The organism is Virgibacillus sp. 7505, assembly GCF_002272135.1.
In the GTDB taxonomy this organism is placed as follows: domain Bacteria; phylum Bacillota; class Bacilli; order Bacillales; family Amphibacillaceae; genus Terribacillus.
Map to the genome: position 1 here is coordinate 23,758 of NZ_NPBF01000008.1, position 18,157 is coordinate 41,914.

Annotated in this window: 19 protein-coding genes and 1 riboswitch; of the genes, 8 read left to right on the forward strand and 11 right to left on the reverse strand. The window is 44.9% G+C overall.

The features are described from left to right. Window positions 1-10: 10 nt before the first annotated feature. Both kdpA and kdpF read right to left on the reverse strand, forming a co-directional pair. Window positions 11-1,660 (reverse strand): potassium-transporting ATPase subunit KdpA, encoded by a 1,650-nt coding sequence (gene kdpA / locus CHH91_RS02925; RefSeq protein ID WP_095221809.1) that lies wholly within the window; start codon window positions 1,658-1,660, stop codon window positions 11-13. 15 nt (window positions 1,661-1,675) lie between these two features. Further along, window positions 1,676-1,759 (reverse strand): K(+)-transporting ATPase subunit F, encoded by an 84-nt coding sequence (gene kdpF / locus CHH91_RS21405; RefSeq protein WP_141234116.1) that lies wholly within the window; start codon window positions 1,757-1,759, stop codon window positions 1,676-1,678. A gap of 226 nt (window positions 1,760-1,985) precedes the next feature. Further along, a riboswitch (cyclic di-AMP (ydaO/yuaA leader) is annotated at window positions 1,986-2,130 on the reverse strand. Between the two features lie 353 nt (window positions 2,131-2,483). Here kdpF and CHH91_RS02935 point away from each other — a divergent pair. Further along, window positions 2,484-2,816, forward strand: a complete 333-nt coding sequence (locus CHH91_RS02935; protein WP_095221812.1) for a PadR family transcriptional regulator — start codon at window positions 2,484-2,486, stop codon at window positions 2,814-2,816. Window position 2,817: 1 nt separating this feature from the next. Beyond that, entirely contained in the window at window positions 2,818-3,156 is a 339-nt protein-coding gene (locus tag CHH91_RS02940; protein ID WP_095221813.1) for a DUF1048 domain-containing protein, read from the forward strand. Window positions 3,157-3,744: 588 nt separating this feature from the next. On the opposite strand, the gene CHH91_RS02945 is transcribed toward CHH91_RS02940, so the two are convergent. After that, window positions 3,745-4,587, reverse strand: coding sequence for an SDR family NAD(P)-dependent oxidoreductase (locus CHH91_RS02945; protein ID WP_095221815.1), 843 nt, complete (start codon window positions 4,585-4,587; stop codon window positions 3,745-3,747). Window positions 4,588-4,720: 133 nt separating this feature from the next. Here CHH91_RS02945 and CHH91_RS02950 point away from each other — a divergent pair, with 133 nt between their 5' ends. Next, complete coding sequence (locus CHH91_RS02950; protein ID WP_095221816.1) at window positions 4,721-5,086, forward strand: MerR family transcriptional regulator; 366 nt, start codon at window positions 4,721-4,723, stop codon at window positions 5,084-5,086. Between the two features lie 90 nt (window positions 5,087-5,176). Then, window positions 5,177-6,226, forward strand: coding sequence for a glycoside hydrolase family protein (locus CHH91_RS02955; RefSeq protein WP_095221818.1), 1,050 nt, complete (start codon window positions 5,177-5,179; stop codon window positions 6,224-6,226). A gap of 107 nt (window positions 6,227-6,333) precedes the next feature. On the opposite strand, the gene CHH91_RS02960 is transcribed toward CHH91_RS02955, so the two are convergent. Both CHH91_RS02960 and CHH91_RS02965 read right to left on the reverse strand, forming a co-directional pair. After that, entirely contained in the window at window positions 6,334-6,558 is a 225-nt protein-coding gene (locus tag CHH91_RS02960; RefSeq protein ID WP_095221820.1) for a hypothetical protein, read from the reverse strand. A gap of 56 nt (window positions 6,559-6,614) precedes the next feature. Next, window positions 6,615-7,274: a bifunctional 4-hydroxy-2-oxoglutarate aldolase/2-dehydro-3-deoxy-phosphogluconate aldolase gene (locus tag CHH91_RS02965; protein WP_095221822.1), complete on the reverse strand. Its 660-nt coding sequence runs from the start codon at window positions 7,272-7,274 to the stop codon at window positions 6,615-6,617. A gap of 97 nt (window positions 7,275-7,371) precedes the next feature. On the opposite strand from CHH91_RS02965, the gene CHH91_RS02970 reads away from it, so the two are divergent. Beyond that, complete coding sequence (locus CHH91_RS02970) at window positions 7,372-8,133, forward strand: IclR family transcriptional regulator (protein WP_095221823.1); 762 nt, start codon at window positions 7,372-7,374, stop codon at window positions 8,131-8,133. Window positions 8,134-8,167: 34 nt separating this feature from the next. Here CHH91_RS02970 and CHH91_RS02975 read toward each other — a convergent pair whose 3' ends face one another. The 4 genes from CHH91_RS02975 to kduI form a co-directional block, all read right to left on the reverse strand. Beyond that, complete coding sequence (locus tag CHH91_RS02975) at window positions 8,168-9,118, reverse strand: sugar kinase (protein ID WP_095221825.1); 951 nt, start codon at window positions 9,116-9,118, stop codon at window positions 8,168-8,170. 57 nt (window positions 9,119-9,175) lie between these two features. Beyond that, window positions 9,176-10,186 carry a 2-keto-3-deoxygluconate transporter gene (gene kdgT / locus CHH91_RS02980; RefSeq protein ID WP_095221826.1) on the reverse strand — a complete coding sequence of 337 codons (1,011 nt, stop codon included), beginning with the start codon at window positions 10,184-10,186 and terminating at the stop codon, window positions 9,176-9,178. 214 nt (window positions 10,187-10,400) lie between these two features. Then, on the reverse strand, window positions 10,401-11,177 hold the full coding sequence (kduD, locus tag CHH91_RS02985; protein WP_095221828.1) for a 2-dehydro-3-deoxy-D-gluconate 5-dehydrogenase KduD: 777 nt from the start codon (window positions 11,175-11,177) through the stop codon (window positions 10,401-10,403). A gap of 12 nt (window positions 11,178-11,189) precedes the next feature. Then, window positions 11,190-12,020 carry a 5-dehydro-4-deoxy-D-glucuronate isomerase gene (kduI, locus tag CHH91_RS02990; RefSeq protein WP_095221830.1) on the reverse strand — a complete coding sequence of 277 codons (831 nt, stop codon included), beginning with the start codon at window positions 12,018-12,020 and terminating at the stop codon, window positions 11,190-11,192. Between the two features lie 316 nt (window positions 12,021-12,336). Here kduI and CHH91_RS02995 point away from each other — a divergent pair, with 316 nt between their 5' ends. From CHH91_RS02995 to CHH91_RS03005, 3 genes are all read left to right on the forward strand, one after another. Next, on the forward strand, window positions 12,337-14,001 hold the full coding sequence (locus CHH91_RS02995; RefSeq protein ID WP_095221832.1) for a sensor histidine kinase: 1,665 nt from the start codon (window positions 12,337-12,339) through the stop codon (window positions 13,999-14,001). Continuing rightward, the gene (locus CHH91_RS03000) at window positions 13,998-14,735 is read left to right on the forward strand and encodes a LytR/AlgR family response regulator transcription factor (protein WP_286160678.1); all 738 of its coding nucleotides are present in this window, start codon (window positions 13,998-14,000) and stop codon (window positions 14,733-14,735) included. Before CHH91_RS02995 ends, CHH91_RS03000 begins: the two co-directional genes overlap by 4 nt. A gap of 110 nt (window positions 14,736-14,845) precedes the next feature. Beyond that, a complete protein-coding gene (locus CHH91_RS03005; protein WP_095221836.1) occupies window positions 14,846-16,075 on the forward strand; it encodes an L-lactate MFS transporter in 1,230 nt (409 codons plus the stop codon). 33 nt (window positions 16,076-16,108) lie between these two features. Here the strand turns inward: CHH91_RS03005 and CHH91_RS03010 are convergent, their stop codons facing one another. Both CHH91_RS03010 and CHH91_RS03015 read right to left on the reverse strand, forming a co-directional pair. Further along, window positions 16,109-16,660 carry a GNAT family N-acetyltransferase gene (locus tag CHH91_RS03010; protein WP_095221838.1) on the reverse strand — a complete coding sequence of 184 codons (552 nt, stop codon included), beginning with the start codon at window positions 16,658-16,660 and terminating at the stop codon, window positions 16,109-16,111. A gap of 58 nt (window positions 16,661-16,718) precedes the next feature. Continuing rightward, complete coding sequence (locus CHH91_RS03015; protein ID WP_095221840.1) at window positions 16,719-17,915, reverse strand: AGE family epimerase/isomerase; 1,197 nt, start codon at window positions 17,913-17,915, stop codon at window positions 16,719-16,721. Window positions 17,916-18,157 lie beyond the last annotated feature (242 nt).

The window sequence follows — 18,157 nt, forward strand, 5'->3', positions numbered from 1 at the left end:
AGTCACTCTCCTATAAAGTTACGTATTCTGCAATCGGACCAAGAACCAGTACAGGCAGGAAGGTCAATGCACCTACCAAGAAGAAGGTGGCTACTAATAAACTTGCAAATAAAGGACTGCCGATTCGCAAACTGCCCTTACTCTCTTGAACAGCAGTTTTCCTCGCCAGTGATGCTGCGACAGCAATCAGCGTGATGATGGAAATATAGCGTCCCAGGAACATTATGATGCCTGTAAGGACATTCCAGAATGTAGTTGCATCCCCCAGTTCTTCAAATCCTGAACCATTATTAGCAGCTGATGATGTAATCTCGTACAGTACTTGCGTCAGACCATGATACCCAGGGTTTGATATTGCTCCGTTACCTGCTGGAAAATACATTGCAATAGCTGTACCAATAAGGATTAGTATCGGTTGGATCAGCAGTGTGATCGCCAGCAGCTTCATTTCAGCTCCCTCAAGCTTTTTACCAAGGAAGGCAGGTGTGCGCCCTACCATCAGGCCAGCAATGAAGACGGCAATCATCACGTAAAGAATGACATTCATGAAGCCAGTACCTACACCGCCAAAAACTGTATTCAAAAGCATATTTCCGAGCGCAAGCATCCCTGTGAGAGGGCTGAGTGTATCATGCATCGTGTTGACTGCACCGGTTTCTGCAGCGGTTGTGACAATGGCATAAAATACACTTCCGATAACACCAAAGCGGGTTTCCTTCCCTTCCATCATCGCTCCTTGAAGCATTGGATTACCTTCCATCTCGAAAGCGATACCTGCCGCAAGCATGACAAGGAATACAGTTGCCATTGCACCGAAAAGCATTACTCCTTGTTTCGGCTTTCCTGCCAGCTTTCCGTATGTAAAAGGCAAGGAAGCAGGCAGCAAAAGCATTAGCCAGCATTGGAGCACGTTGGTATACGCATTTGGATTCTCAAATGGATGAGCAGAGTTTACCCCGAAGAATCCACCGCCATTATTCCCGAGCTCCTTAATGGATAGGAATGCACCGATCGGTCCGCGCAGAATGGTTTGTTCCGCACCTGTCATCGTAGTCGCATGCACAGCTCCTGAAAATGTCTGCGGCATTCCGAGTGCAACGAATACAATTGCTGTTATAAAGGAAATCGGCAAAAGTACGCGTACCAACGCTCTGACGAAATCCTCGAAGAAATTCCCGATTGGCTTACTGCCCAGCAATCGGATGAACCCAATTGCTACCGCAAGCGCTGTAGCAGGGGCTGCGAACATCATGAACAAGATGGCTGTGACCTGTGAAAATAGCGATAGACCTGATTCTCCGCTATAATGCTGCAAGTTTGTGTTTGTGATAAAACTTACTGCAGTATTAAAAGCTAAAGCTGGATCCATTCCTGAAATATCGAGCGGATTCAGCGGTAAAACGCCCTGAAGGCGGAACACTGCATAGACAAACAGCAGCAATACCATATTTAGCAAGAGCATAGATAGCACGTATTGTTTCCACGTCTGCTTGTGGTTTTTTATGCCTGAAATGCGGAATAAGATGTTTTCCAGCGGCAGGAAAAACCGGTCAATCCTTGATTCTGAGAATGCAGCAGCCATATATAAGCCCATAGGCTTTAAAGATAACCCAATTAAAACGAGTACAACGGCCAAGACTATTACCGAAACAATCATCATGTGAACCTTCCTTCGTTAAAATTTTTCCGGATAAAACAAGGCGTAGATCAGATAACCGATGATTCCTATACCTAATACAAGCAAGCCAATCTGAACCATTATCGTGTCCCTTCTTTCTCGGCAATCTGAGCGGCAGCTGCCAGTAACACAGCCATGCCTCCGAAAAGCAATAAACTCAATCCAATGTAAAGTAGATCCATGCTGATCCTCCTCGGTTCTTTCATATTTACACCCTAAAAAAGTGCATAAAAAAGAAGCCGCAGAAGAGGGCCCTCTTCTGTGACTTCTGGGCATAACGAAATAAACGTGTGCCTATCACATTTTTTGGCTTCCTCTCGAACGCTTACGAAGTTAGCTGACGGATTCGGGCCAGAGAGTAGCCCTACTCTTTTCAGAGATTCACCCCATGTAACAATTGTTACGGTTGGTTCCCCCGCTTCCTGGATTCAGGAATTAAGCGATTACGAATGCTATACAATTTTGTTTGGTTACACTTGGAAGATGAACCTTATTCTACGCCCGTTATAAGGGTTAGTAAAACGATGAAAAATTTGAATAAGCTCTGTTTTAATAAGAAAACAGTCAAATAAGCTAAAGAATACGACGATTTTTCATATTCTCTTTTAAAATCGTCATTTATCTAATGATTACGATGTTTCTCGGAAATTAAAATAAATTTATATGATTAAAATCTTGACACAGCAAAAGCTACCCTGTAATACTATATACCAGTAGTAAGTAACACCGAATACCAGCATCACAGAATACATTGCTATATGGTGCGAAAAGTAAAAATATAAAAAACTCAAACGGAGGGGCAATATTGGAAAACATCACAGAAATGTTGAAAGGGGTGCTTGAGGGTTGTGTGCTTGAAATCATCAGCCGCGGTGAAACTTATGGTTATGAAATTACGCAACAACTGCGAGAGCTAGGCTTCACTGATGTAGTAGAAGGCACAGTTTATACGATCACCATGCGTTTAGAGAAAAACAAATTAGTGGATACAGAGAAAAAACCATCTACTATCGGACCGCCGAGAAAGTTTTACAAGCTCAATATATCAGGTCAAGAGCAGCTTGAGCGTTTTTGGGAAAAGTGGGAATTCGTTTCAAGCAAAATTAGCGAGCTTAAATCAAATCAAAAGGAGAAATGATATGAGTATTATAAAAAGGATTATCGGTGATTTGGATGACAAGCGAGAATGGAAGGCAATGGAGAAGCGTGCGAGTGCACTTCCAAGCGAATACCGGAACGCTTACAATGCTATCAAAAAATATATGTGGACCTCTAGTGGTCTATCCGAGTGGAAGGACATCAGCCGTATCTTCGGAGTCATTCTCGACCTCTTTGAGGAAGGTGCAATGGAAGGCAAAAAAGTAACCGATCTCACTGGTGAAGACGTAGCCGATTTCTGCGATGAACTAGTGAAGGACGCGACAACTTGGCAAGACAAGTATCGCACATCGTTGAACGAAACGATTAAACGTGGCTAACGGAATCTTTGGGAATTTAGGAAACTAGCTGAACTGCTGTTCCCTGAAACAAAGCTCAAGGTCATCGGTGTTGTGATAGCCCTCCTAAATTGGACTATCACAACACCGCTTTGTTCCCACCCGCACTATGAAACTTCCTGTGGAAATCAGCTAACTATACCCCTTAGTCAAAAAGCCAACAGCGTCATCGACTCCCTGCTTTCTTTTCCAATCGCTAACTTAGTAATAAAGAGGCTGGGACAAAAGTGTTTTAGCCAGATAAAAATCCGAACTATATTGTAAATCTTCCTAAGAAAATTTACATAAGTTCGGTCATTTTGATCAGATATCCATCCTAGCGTAGGCAGAACACGAAGACTCCTACGGGAACAGCATGAGCTGAAGACCCCGCAGTGGTAAACTTTCCACGAGGAGGCTGAGGCCGTGCTCGTGGAAAGCGGAGTGTTCTACCGAAGCTGCGCCAAAGAATATCATTCGGTTTAAAGCGCAATGGGAATTCAGTTATATCCCAGCCTCCCTAGTACCGTGGAAATCATCCGCCAATTGGATACAACTTACCCAAAAAATAAGGGTCCTAATCGGTCCCTTTTACAAAGAGATAAACTCTCTTTCATAAACGGTTCTTACTTGGAAAAGTACTTGGGAAGCATGCTGTTTAAACTTGTACTCGGTTGGCTCGCCTTTCGAAAAATATAACCCAGCCTCGTCCGGGGATCTTTCTAATCCTGCGAACAATCTTCCTGCTCCTACGCTAGGATGAGGGCCGAAGAAGCGGATGAAGGGCTGAATAAGCAGCGGTAAGCCTCCGTTTCGGCCTTTTCGCATCGTGTTGTTATTCCCTGGATCAACACTGATAATCGTAACGCCTTCTTCCTTCAGTTCTGGAGCTAGAGCGTGTGTCCATAGGGTAATGGCTAGCTTCGTTGATGTATATGGGCCGGTAAGCTTCTGAAACTTCTTCGGTCTTGCCAATTCCTCAGGTTCAAATGTTTTCCTGAATCTGAATGCATCTGAACTCGTCTGTATAACCATACCTGGCGAACCTTTTTTCAATAGCTCTAATAGCTCCATTGTGATAATGTATGGGACTACGGTCTGTACTTCGTAATGAAGCTCACGCCCTTGCGGTGAAAATAGCAGCTCCGGAAAACTGCCCCCGGCATTATTGAAAAGCGCATCGAGCTTCGGCTCCTTTTCCTTTATTTGTTCCAAAGCAGGCTTGAGCTTCGTGAAATCTGATAAATCAGTGCGATAGATCCTAATTATCCTCTGACGGATCTTCTGCTGCAGCTTAAGTTCTTCTTCCGGGAATCCGGAACGAATTAATGCGACAACCTCCCAATCGTTTTCAATCAGTTTCTTTGTCAGCTCCAAACCTATACCGCTGTTTGCTCCTGTAACAAGTGCTATTTTTTTCTTTCCTTCTGTCATTTCTTTCTCCTCCATTCGTGAATGGCTGTAGTATATAAAATGGAGTTCACTCCAGGTCAATACAGAATTATTTTCTTGACCTGGAGTGAACTCCAGGTTTTACAATAGGGTTATAAAAGAAGGAGGCGGACGTATGTATACGATTAAACAAGCAAGTGCGCTTTCCGGTTTAAGTATTGATACAATTCGTTTTTATGAGAAAGCTGGATTACTACCTGCAATTAACCGGCTGCCAAATGGGCATCGCTCTTTTTTGCCGACAGATATTGAACGGATGAAAATTATCATCTGTATGAAAAAAGCCGGGTTTACCTTAGAAGAATTGAAGTCTTACCTTGATATTGCCGAAACAGGCAATATGCATGAACATCCTGATGTAATGGCAAGCATGCTGCAACATAAGGAAAAACTTAAAAATCAGATGGTACAAATACAGACTGTTTTGGACTTTATCGATCAAAAAATATCGGAGGGATCATGGCTTGAGAGGAAAGCATAACCACAGTTAGGCTTCTGTGATGCAACACTATAATGCTTGGTATGTTTGATGCTTCTTCCGTCTATACTGCTTGCTAGTGAGGTGGTTAGGATGGATACAAGACCAAATCTATTATATTCGATGCTGGATGGCTATAAGCCCATCCGCAATCTGCTAGGATTAGGTGACCCCAGCGTGCAGAAGATAGATGACCAGTGGTGGATGTTTTTTGGCGGATTCCAGCGCAACTTCAAAAACAACCTGTTCAGCGCCAGTCTTCCAAAAGGAGCGCCATTGACGACAGCTAATGCCTGGAGGATTTCGACTTACCCAGGAAAGCCCAACAAAGCGAATCCTTTGCTGCCTCAGCCGAAGGAAGCAGCTTGGGATCGTTACGGACTGCACGAGCCCTGTTATGTTGAAGGAGAAGTCAATGGCGCGCCTGTCAGGCGTATTTACTATACCGGCAGAAGTGCCAGTAATGTTCTTGGAAATGAATCTCCCTATTCGATCGGCTGTCTGGAAATGAGGCATGGAAGATGGTTTCGTCACCCAAAACCAGTAATGGTCGGCACTGTAAGGAATGATAGTGTGCTTGCACCCAAGGTGATTTTTGATGAAGGTAAATGGAAGATGTGGTTTGCTGCTACACCACACGAGCCTGGTAAAGGAGATATCCCAATGCACGAGGTGTATGCCGCCGAAAGTGAAAACGGCCTTGATACTTGGACAAAGCCACGTCTGTTTTTCACGCGGGAGGAAGCATTTACGCATGCGAGACCGAAGCGAATTCATAATATGTACTACTTACTTGTCAGCCGCTGCGGCAATGCCTTTGGAGAAGACACTTATAAACCACAGGATCTCTGGTTACTCAAAAGTAAGACAGCAAGCTTCACAAGAGCTGATTGGTCGGAGGAGCCGAAGCTGCTCATTCAAGCGGACATCGGTGATCCCTGGTACCAGAATGGCATATTCGGGTCCTGTCTTTGTGTTGGGGATGATGGGGAGCTGGTCGTCTTCTTCTCCGCTATCAATAAATCCATTTATTGGCTCAATGAGGCGGGTGAACGGCTTAAAAGAGGAAAGAAACCTCCATTTCCTGCACCATTTTATTTTACGGTCGGTAATATGCGGGTCAACGAAACAATAGCAAAATAAGAAGGAATGCATTTTCTGCATTCCTTCTTATTTCATGTTCCCCTACAAAATGGCTGGCGTAAGGATAATATGAGTCATATTTCCTGTCGACCTTGTCATATCAATTGCTATGTTTTTCTTTCTCTGTTTGTCAAATTACGAACCAATCCAGGGCCCCTTTTCAAACTTTCCACACCCGCCATACTGCAGATTGAAGCAATAATCACACCTGCATCGAATAGCTTTGCAGTCATATAAAATCCTGTACCTGCAGCAATATCAATCACGACAAATGAGTAAATAGCCGTGGCTTTCACAACAATGATTACGATTTCCCGCTTTTTTGCTGACATGAATCAAGCTCCCTTCCTCCGTGTTCAGTTTATGAGGGGAGCAGCTTGACCCATGTTCAAATATTCACACGATCTGATTGTGCTTCCTTTACCTTTTGGATATACTGCTGCGCAATAAGTGTAATTTTTTCATAGTCTCCGGTACTGGCAGGAGCAACAAGATTGCCGCCCACCCCAACAGCTGCTGCCCCATTCTTCAGCCATTCACCTACATTCTCCAAGTCTACTCCTCCTGTTGGCATGATATTAGCCTGCGGAAGAGGCGCTTTGATAGCTTTGATAAAACTTGGACCGAAAGCACTTCCCGGGAAGAGCTTGATAATATCAGCTCCTGCTTCCATCGCCTGCTTTATCTCCCCGATCGTCATACACCCTGGCAAGTAGGGGATTTGATAAAGATTACATAGCTTGGCAGTTTCAGCATCAAAAGTTGGACTCACTATGAAACTGGCGCCTGCAAGTATGGCAAGACGGGCTGTCGTTCTATCCAGTACCGTGCCTGCCCCTATGATCACATCTGTGTTTTCCGTATATTGAGCAGAAAGCTGTTTAATCACTTGATCAGCGTCCTTGACAGTAAATGTCACTTCGATTGCTGTCAATCCACCCTCTATACAAGCATCGGAAATTTGGATTGCCTGCTCTGGCGAATCGGCACGGACTACAGCAACAATAGCTTGTTCGTTAATCTTAGCTAATACTTCTGCTTTTCTCATTTAACTATCCCTCCATATGTGTACTGAATTTACAAACTCCAACCGTTCCCGTATCATAGAAGTAAGCAATGAATGCAATAGAAACGGAGTAATATCTATGTCTAATGTGCAATCACTCGAACGTGCCTTGACTCTTTTGAATACGCTTTCCGATTATCCCGACGGACTGTCGATTGCGAAGCTGACCAGGCTGGTAGACTTATCGAAGAGTACGACGCATCGGCTTCTGGCCACACTTGTGGATATGAATTATGTTGCTAAGGACCCGGAATCAGACAAGTATAAGGTCGGTTTACAAACACTTTATGTTGCTCGCAGTGTCTTGAATAATAACAACATCGCCAATGTGGCCAAACCTTATTTGAAGCAGCTGTGTGCAGATGTCAATGAGACTGTCCACCTTTGCATCGAGGATAAAGGTGAGATTGTCTACATCGATAAACTTGAAAGCAACCAGACGATACGCATGTATTCACGTATCGGCAACAGAGCGCCCATGTACTGTACGGCTGTAGGAAAAATACTTTTATCAGGTATGGCGGCAGATCGGATAGAAGAAATAGCTGATTCCACGACTTTCACGCCGCGCACGCCACGTACGATCACGTCGCCGGAAGAGCTGCGCACCGAAGTGGACAAAGTCCGACAACAGGGGTATGCGCTTGACAATATCGAAAATGAAGAAGGCATTCGGTGTATCGCTGCTCCGATTTACAGCCATGAACATCGGATCGTGGCGAGCTTCAGCATCTCGGGACCAAGCAATCGCGTAACGATGGATAGAGTAAACAACGAATTGATAACTAAAATGAAGGCCTGCAGCTTGGAGATATCTCATGCACTAGGCTATTCCGGATAGAGGAGAAGACCTTCCAAGCGGAAGGTCTTCCTTTTTACCCAATCGGCTCTCGTTTCATGAAAAGTGAAAGCTCTTCACGGTTCGGCAAGCCATCATTATCTCCAGGTGACATGACGGCAAGCGCACCGATGGCCGCTCCCCTTGCGATGCTGTCAGGCAGCTCCAGCCCTTCCAGCAATCCACTCACGACACCGACCGCAAAGCCGTCTCCTGCACCAACTGTATCGACCACTTCTTTTACCGGGAATCCTTCTGTATAAAATTGCGTACCATCCATGCGACTTGTAAATGCTCCTTCTGCTCCCAGCTTCAGTACAACAATCGGTACACCAGCCTCATGATAATATGCAGCAATATCGAGCACATCTGTTTTGCCAGTCAGTTGTTTTCCTTCAGCTACACCAGGGAAGATAATATCCGCTTGGCTGGCAAGCTCATTGATAACCTGCGCCATCTCCTGCTTATCAGGCCACAGCCCCGGCCGGAGGTTCGGATCGAATGATACCTGAAGTCCATTTTCCTTGGCTTCCTTCATCATCTGAAAAACCAATTCCCGGCAGCTTTCAGACAAAGCGGGAGGAATGCCTGTCAAATGGAGATGATCATAATCCGCCCATTTGATTTTCTTGATCAGCTTTTTATCCATATGGGATGCTGCGGAGTTCTTCCGTGCCGAAAACACTTCCGGATCTCCGCTTTTCACCTTCTGTTTCCATTGCATTCCTGTCACGAATGCAGGTTCATAGCTGACAAACGTTGTATCTATCTTATTTTTTTGTAAAAATTTATGGATGTTTCGACCGAATGGATCCAAACCCAGCTGCGTGACATACGTCACTTGATGGCCAAGTCGCGCCATTCCGATAGAGAAATTCACTTCTGCTCCTGCAATAAAACGGGAAAAGCGTTCGGCATCATCCAGCAGTCCTTCTTGTTCCGCAACAAACAGTGCCATCGGTTCCCCAATTGTTAAAATCCTGCTCATCTGTCAACGTCTCCTTTATGCAAAGAGAGACATACTGTATATGCCTCTCCGGTGGTTTTATACAGTATTTGAGTTGATACTGTTCGGGTCGATATTTGTGTCGTCTGTATTCTGCTTTTCCTTCTTCTTCATATGCTGTGCCCAAAAAGCTGTCAGAATCGGGACGAGAATCGACGTAACAACAACAGATGCTGCAACAAGCGCAGTAGCTGCTTCTGCAATCGGCATGAATTCCGGAATCATTGTGGCAATGATCATTGGGTTGGCAACTGCCGCACCAGCAGTACTGGATGCTGCGATACCAGCAGTTCCATTTCCGCCTCCGATATATTTATCCGCAATCATGAGCGGTATACCAGTAACGACGATAACAAGCACCCCAAGGATGATACCTGCAAGACCTGTCTCCAAGATGACGCCTAAATCAATGGAGTTACCCAGCGCGAAACCGAAGAACGGAATCATAGTTTGTGTTGCTCTGCTGAAGAAGGCACGAAGATCGCCATCCAAGTTACCTAGCAGGAATCCAACTAGAAACGGTAGTACTGCTCCAACGAATACTTGTGGTTCAAACGCTGCAAGACCAGTAGAACCAAGTATGATCATCGTCATGAGCGGGCCGGATTCCAAGGACATAAGGACAAATGCCCCAGCTTCCTCTTTTGATCCGTATTGCTGCATGATCGATGCATACAATCCGCCATTCGTCATATCCATGGCTGCAACGAGTGTCAGAACGGAAAAGCCGGCAAAGAGACCAGTCTGTATGCCGCCTTCAGGCAGGAACTGCGCTGCAATAATAGCTACAACCCATGCAACAGCAATCTTCGTGATAACGAGTGTGCCGGATTTGCGCAAAATCGTACCCGTGGATTTCAGCTGGATGCCTGCACCCATACAGAAGAACCAAACAGCCAGAATCGGAATAGTGCCTGTCATGAGTCCGCCAGTAAAGGATCCGAAGTACTCCGCCGAACTCGGCGCGAAGGTATTGATGATTGCCCCTAAAAATAACGGTACGAGCATGAGCCCGCCAGGAATTCTCTCCATCGTTTTCATTATTTTCATTTTGCATTCCTTACCTTTCCTTATAGGTAATCGAGCAAAAGAAATTGAGATGTTTGAATCACTTTACGTGATATGCTATTTTTATAGTGATCGCCCAGATCATTGGAATGAGAGGGTGGCACACACAAAGATTCTCCAGATCTTTGGTCACCTTCCCAGTCCTCTCAATATCTCTTTCCCGTCAAACAACTCCGACGCAATTCTTCCAACCTGCTTATCTTGCGAGCCAGCCTCCGTCAACAGCCAGAACATGGCCATTCATATAGTCAGATGCACGACTTGCCAGGAATACAACTACACCCATCAAATCAGACGGATCTGCCCAGCGGCCGCTCGGAATCCGGGACAAAATCTCTGCATTACGTTTTTCATCGGCACGGATCGGTGCAGTATTGGCAGTCGCCACATACCCCGGGGCAATCGCATTCGTTTGGATATTATAAGCGCCCAGCTCGTTGGCGAAGGCCTTTGTCAGCCCTGCAACAGCATGCTTGCTTGCTGTATAGGAAGGTACAAATTTACCGCCTTGGAACGACAGCATCGATGCGACATTGATGATTTTCCCTCCGCCTTGTTCTGCCATTACTTTAGCTGCTTCCTGCCCCAACAGATAAACAGCATGCAGATTGACGTCCATGACCTTATCCCAGTCTTCTTCCTTGTACTCAAGCAAAGGTGTCCGGATGATTGTACCAGCGTTGTTTACGAGAATATCAACCTTTCCGAAGACCTCCACACAACTCGTCACAACCTGCTTCACTTTTTCTCTATCTGTCAGATCAGCTTGATGGAAATGTGCCTTGCCGCCAGCTTCTTCGACCAGCGCCTTCGTTTCCTCCCAATCGTCTCGGTGTGTCACGACGAAGACATCCGCCCCTGCCTTTGCCAAGGCAACTGCATAGCCCTGACCGAGGCCCTTGCTGCCGCCTGTGACAATGGCAACCTTGCCAGTCAAATCGAAATAACTCATGGAAAAGTCCGTTAAACTCATCGTAATCCCCCTTTAGCGCAGCTCATCCATCGACACTTGATCCATGTCGGTGTACGTCTTGTTTTCTCCAGCCATTGCCCAAATAAATGCATAGTTGCTTGTGGCACTTCCGCAATGGATGGACCATGGCGGAGAAATGACTGCTTGTTCATTTTTCATGACAAGATGACGTGTTTCTTGCGGTTCCCCCATCAAATGGAACATACGTGCATCTTCATCCAAATCGATATACAGGTACGCTTCCATCCGGCGGTTATGGGTATGAGTCGGCATGCTATTCCAGACACTGCCGCTTTCCAAAATCGTGATACCCATCGCGATTTGACAGCTTTGGATACCTTCCAAATGAATGATGCGGCGGATCACGCGTTCATTCGCACTTTCCTTAGCACCCATCGCATCTCCCGGCACATCTTGGAATGACACGTGCTTGGTTGGATAAGTGGTATGTGCAGGTGCAGAAAACAGATAATACTTAGCTGGATTTGACTCGTCACTGCTGGTAAACAGTAATTCCTGATTGCCTTTGCCGATATAAATGCAATCCTTGTTCGCCATTTCGTAAGATTCTCCATCAACAGAAATCGTTCCATTACCGCCGATATTAAAAATCCCTACTTCCCGTCTTTCCAGGAAGTAATCCGCTTTGATTTCGTCATAGCCCTCTAAAGCAACCGAGCTGCCGGCTGGCTGAATACCTCCGATAATCGTCCGGTCCTCCATGCTGTAGACTAACTTGATTTCACCAGGCACAAAAAGTTCCTCAACTAAGTAATGATTCCGTAATTGCTCGGTTGTGAATGTTTTTGCATGGTCTGGGTGCGTCGCGTATCGCAGTTCCATTTCTATCCTCTCCTTACTTTTTTCAGTTGCTCCCGCTTTCATTGAAACCCCTTACATTTATATTCAGAAGTAAAGACATCAGAATCTGATGCCCTCAATATCATTCCACATTGTGGAACAGTGTTTCATTATAATAATTATAGCGCTTTCATTTTAATAAATCCAGCTTAATTATACAATATGACATATTATTTCCAATCTGTCTTTTTAATCGAATGAATCTATCATTTGACAACCTAATCATTACAGCATCCATACCCTTCCAGTCTAAATTTCTGATAAACTGGTAGTAATACAGATGAAAGGGATTACAACTATGCATTCAACCTTGGAAATGATCATCTCGATATTCGAGCGTGCTGCTTTACTGCTGATTATCCTTTTTTTCCTGACGAAAATTAAAGGATTTAAGGAAATACTCCAAAAAGAAAATCACTCGGTCCGGGAACTCAGTGTGCTGACTGTCGTCTTTTGCAGTTTTGCTATATTCGGGACATATTCAGGAATTGAAGTGGAAGGCAGTCTCGTCAATATAAGGACAGTGGCTATCTTTTCTGGCGGTATTTTATTCGGGCCATGGGTCGGCATCATTACAGGGATTGTATCAGGATTGCACCGTTATTTGATCGATATTGATGGTATCACTTCCTTACCTTGCTTGATCACTAGTGTGACTGCAGGTTTTGCCTCCGGTTTTATCAATAAAAAAGTCAAGAAGCATCGTTGGTGGTATGTCGGTATCGGTGCTGGTATTCTGAGCCAGGTATTGACCATGCTGCTGATCATTGCACTCGGGGAGCCAAGGTCTCAAGGTATCTCTATCGTAGAACAAATAGCAGTTCCGATGATGATTGGAGAAATCAGCATCGGTTTACTCATCCTGCTCGTCCATAATATCGAGGGAGAAAAGAAACAAATTGCCGCCGCTCAGGCGAAGCTTGCATTGGATATTGCCAACAAGACACTACCGTATTTCCGGTCCATCACACCCGCATCCTTGCAGCGTATCTGCCAAATCATCAAAGAAGAGATTGATGCGGATGCTGTGGCCATAACGGATACCAAAACAGTGGTTGCTTATTACGGACTCGGAGCGGAGCGCTATCAGGATACAACGTCGATTGTAAGCGAAATGACGAAGCAGGCAATCAACAGCGGCGAAATTGTCATCCGAAATGAAGTGGATGATCATCATCTGCCGCAGATGCACTGTTTGCTCATCGTTCCTTTCCAGGAAGGCGACGAGGTGACAGGTGCTTTAAAGATATATTATGAAAAGGAAAACCGGATAACAGACTCCTTACAGACGCTTGGAATTGGGTTGGCACAGATCATTTCAAATCTGATGGAGATTTCCCGGATTGAGCAGATCAAAGAAACAGCTAATAAGGCTGAGCTCAAGGCTCTGCAATCAAAGATCAACCCGCATTTCCTCTTTAACTCGCTGAATGCGATCGCATCAACAACGAGACGCGATCCGAACCGGGCTCGTGAGCTGATCCATAATCTATCTGGCTACTTGCGCTATAACCTGGAGCTTCATGATGAAATGATAGCTATAGAAGAGGAACTGAAGCAGGTGCGCGATTATGTGGAAATCGAGAAATCCCGCTTCGGTGACAAGCTCCAGATTGTGTATAATATTGATCCGGTACAGATAAAGGTTCCCAGTCTGCTGCTGCAGCCTTTGGTAGAGAATGCTATCCATCATGGCGTTCGCAAACGAAAATGGCAAGGTGCGGTCTATCTCTCTGTCAAAGCACGGGAGAATGATATCCGCATCAGTATACGAGATACAGGAGTTGGGATCGATCCGGAGATTGTTGAAAAACTATATAAGGATGAAGCAAGTGTGAAAAATATCGGACTAGCCAACGTGCATCAGCGTGTCCGTTTGATATATGGAAAAGGTCTGACTATCAATCGGCTTGATCCCGGTACAGAGATTTACTTTGATATACCAGTGAAGGAAGGAAAATGAACATGTCATTACGGGCAATCATTGCGGAAGATGAATTACCGGCACAGGAGGAGCTGCAGTATTTGATTGAGACTTATAGCTCCATTGAGGTAACAAACTGCTTCGATGATGGATTGGATGTACTGAAATATTTTCAGGAGCACACCACAGATGTATTGTTCCTCGATATTAATCTGCCGTCGTTAGATGGCATGATGCTGGCGGGGAGCCTGGCTCAGTTCAAGAATAAACCGACCATCGTATTTACAACTGCCTATAAAGAACATGCAGCTAAGGCATTTGAGCTTGAAGCATTCGACTATATATTAAAGCCATACAGCGAGGAACGCGTTGCAGCAATGCTTAAGAAACTAGAATCACAGAAAGCATCGGCAGAGACAGAGCGAGTAGAATCAGCAGAGACACCAGCGCGGCTGAATGTTTGGAAGGACGAGAAGATCTATGTAATCAATTTAAAGGAAATTGCCTTCGCCGAGGCCGACGAGAAGCAGACGACTGTGCACACAAAGGATGCGATTTATACTTACCCTGGTTCTATCAGTACTTTCGAGCAGCAGCTTCCAACAGATATGTTCTTCCGCTGCCATCGTTCGTATATCGTAAATACAGAAAAAATACATGAGATTCTGCCTTGGTTCCATAATACGTATCTTGTGAAAATGAAAGGACTTAATGAGCAGATTCCAGTCAGCCGCAGTAAAGCAAAAGAGTTCAGACAGATTATGCGCCTTTAAGGACCATTCATTCCTCAAATAAAGCAACTCAAGAGAAAACGCTTTCAGATACATCTATTGCGGATATGATAAAACTATCAAAACAACGTAGATGAAATGAGGGACTTCTCATGAAAACAGGAACGAATCGCTGGCTGATTGTACTTGGTACAATCATAACCCAAATTGGTCTAGGTACTATTTATACGTGGAGTCTATTTAACCAGCCATTGGCTGATGCATATGGATGGAGCACCTCTTCTGTAGCTATCACCTTCTCGATTACGAGCTTTGCACTTGCAGTAGCCACTCTTTTCGGCGGAAAGCTGCAGGATAAACTCGGCATCAAGAAACTGGTCATCTTTGCCGGAATCCTGCTCGGTGCCGGGCTGATATTAAGCTCTCTAGCTACATCACTATGGCTCATCTATCTATTAGCAGGCGTTGTTGTCGGCTTCGCCAACGGTATTGCTTATATCACTACACTATCGAACGTCATCAAATGGTTCCCGGAAAAGAAAGGTCTCATATCTGGTATATCCGTAGGGGCATTCGGAACAGGAAGCTTAGTCTTCAAATATATTAACCAAGCACTGCTTTCATCAGCTGGTGTACAAGGTACATTCTTAATCTGGGGAATAGCAGCACTTATCTTAATCAGCGGAGGAGCCTTCTTCCTTAAGGATGCTATCCTTCCACAGGAAACAACTACTGGGGCAGCAACCAAGAACTTTAGTATCAAGGAAATGCTTCATACGAAGCAAGCATATATTCTGTTCATTATCTTCCTGACAGCCTGCATGAGCGGCTTGTATTTAATCGGGATCGTTAAAGATGCCGGCATGGAACTCGCGGGTCTTTCTGCTGCAACAGCAGCGAATGCCGTAGCTGTCGTTGCTATCTGTAATACGACGGGCAGAGTCGTACTAGGTGCCCTGTCCGATAAGGTGGAACGATTGTACTTGGTTGCTGCAGGACTTCTTGTCACAGCGGGAGCTGTCGCAGTACTAAGCATGGTAGAACTATCAACAACATTGTTCTTCATCTGTGTGGCTGCAATTGCTTTCTTCTTCGGTGGTAACATTACTGTCTTCCCAACTATCGTCGCAGATTATTTTGGATTGAAAAACCAAAGCAAAAACTATGGTGTCATTTATCAGGGGTTTGGTATCGGGGCTTTAGGAGGTTCATTCATCGCGTCACTGCTTGGCGGATTCCAGCCGACATTCGTAGCTATCGCAGTACTTTGTGTCATTTCATTCTTCCTTGCGGTAGCGGTCCGCAGTCCGCAGCAGCCAGCTGCTGCTAAGAAGAGTAAGGAACGCCGGCATTCACGCCCAGTTCCATCCCAGCAGCATTAAAGACAACCCAGGAGCAGACATAGCTCCTGGGTTTTAGTTTGTGCGCGGATCAGTTGCCAGTATAGAATATTTATAATGATCCTCGAACTTGCCATCAATACGAAGCAGGTCGCGTTCCAAGCCTTCTCGTTGGAACCCGCATTTCTCCAGTACCGCAACCGACCCTAGATTTCGCGGCATTACCCCGGCTTCAACCCTGTGGAATTTTGCATCTCCGAAAGCAAAATCCAATACAAGCTGTACAGCTTCTGTCATATATCCTTGTCCATTATGTGCTTCATCCAGCGAATAACCAATCATGCATTTTTCTGCTGTAGTCCGCTCAATAAAGAATAAAGAAGCAGTGCCAATCAAAACATCATCCTGTTTCAGGAATATTCCGAATTCATAGCGTTTATCATCCTGCCAATCCTTCTTTGCCGCTTCAATATTCTTTTTGTATTTCTCCAGTGTATAGTCCGAATCACTGCGTTCTACCGGTGAGATAGACTCAAAAAGTTCTCTGTTGCGCAGGTTCAGATCAAGAAGCTCACTGGCATGCTTTTTCTCTAATGGTTTGATTTGCAATCTTTCACTTTCATACATATATATCCGCTCCCTTCCTTTTCATTATAACAATAAGAAAGAGGATCTGCGCAAAGCGCTACAGATCCTCCCCACGGTAGGCTGCTATCAGGTAGCTTGCACTAATCGGATGATAATCCGTTTTCGGGGAAGGGCTTTTAACTTTGCCCTCGACTTTATTATCAGCCGTGAGCCATTGATACCAGGCGCCATGTACCGGATCGATGAAATGTTCCTGTACATATCGGAACAGCTCCTCATAATGCTCACTATATACATCATTCCCTGTCTGACCATGCAGCAATGCTGAGGCCGCCAGCGTTTCTGCTAAAACCCAATAAGACTTTCCTTTATCGATCAACTCTTTATCCGGGCTCATTACAAAGAATATACCGCCTTTTTCTTGATCATGGTAATGATTCCAGCCAGTTTGATATAGCTCTTCTGCACGTTCAAGCAGCCAGCTGTCCTGCCTGTGAATATACAGCCAAGCAAGGAGCTTGCTCCATTCAAATTGATGACCTCCAACGAATCCATAGGCACGAAATTCATCCCTTGTCTCGCCGTGATTGAATTGTTCATCCTTTATCCAAGCCTCATCGTAGTTTTCCCATATAAAGCCGTTACTTTGAGCTGCAAGTTTATTAGTTATTTGGTCTGCAATACGTAGTGCCTGATCCAGGTATCTTTGCTGCCCCGTTGTTTCATATGCAGTAATTGCTGACTCACATATGTGCATATTGCAATTTTGTCCGCGATATTCCAAAAAGCTGGACCAATCTCGTGATGCTTCATCTTTATACAGTTTTGCGGATGGCTCATAGAACCTTTCTTCCAGCACTTGATAGACATCCGTAAGCAACTCCTCTGCTCCCTCTATCTCTGCTTCCACCGCAGCAACCGCGGCCCGAAAGATGAATGCATGTCCATATGTCAGCTTCTTATCATCTGTCACAATTCCATCCTGCATCTCTGTAAAATAACCGCCATACTCTTTATCCCTTAGTTTCTCCTGGAAAAAGGCTATGCCATGCTCTCCTGCCTCTTTGTATTCTGTTTGTCCTGTAAGTTTGAAGCCGACACTGAAATTATACAAGTGACGCGCCTGACCAACGATATGTTTGGTTCTATCCTCTGTGAGCGTGCCGTCCATATAAAAGCCCTCGTTATACCCTCCGTATGTGCCGTCTATTGCCTCAGGATAATAGAATGCAAGTGTCTCTTCAATATGCTGATAGAGCCCTTGTCTTGTATGAAAATCAAATGTATTTTTCATGACTGTCACTCCTTTGCATAGGTTACGTCTCCTGTTTTCCCTTTTCTGCCAGCAGCAAACAGTTGAAAAGTGCTTGTTTTGGTTCTATATCTACTTTATAATGAGTAACTATAAATTAATTACATATGCATTTTCCGGAGGAGCCTGCCACCCCAGGCCCCTCTGTGTCCTTTTAGGCATATCCACAGTGAAAACTGGCGGATATGCCTTTTTTGTGGCCGGAATTGTATAAATACTTTACA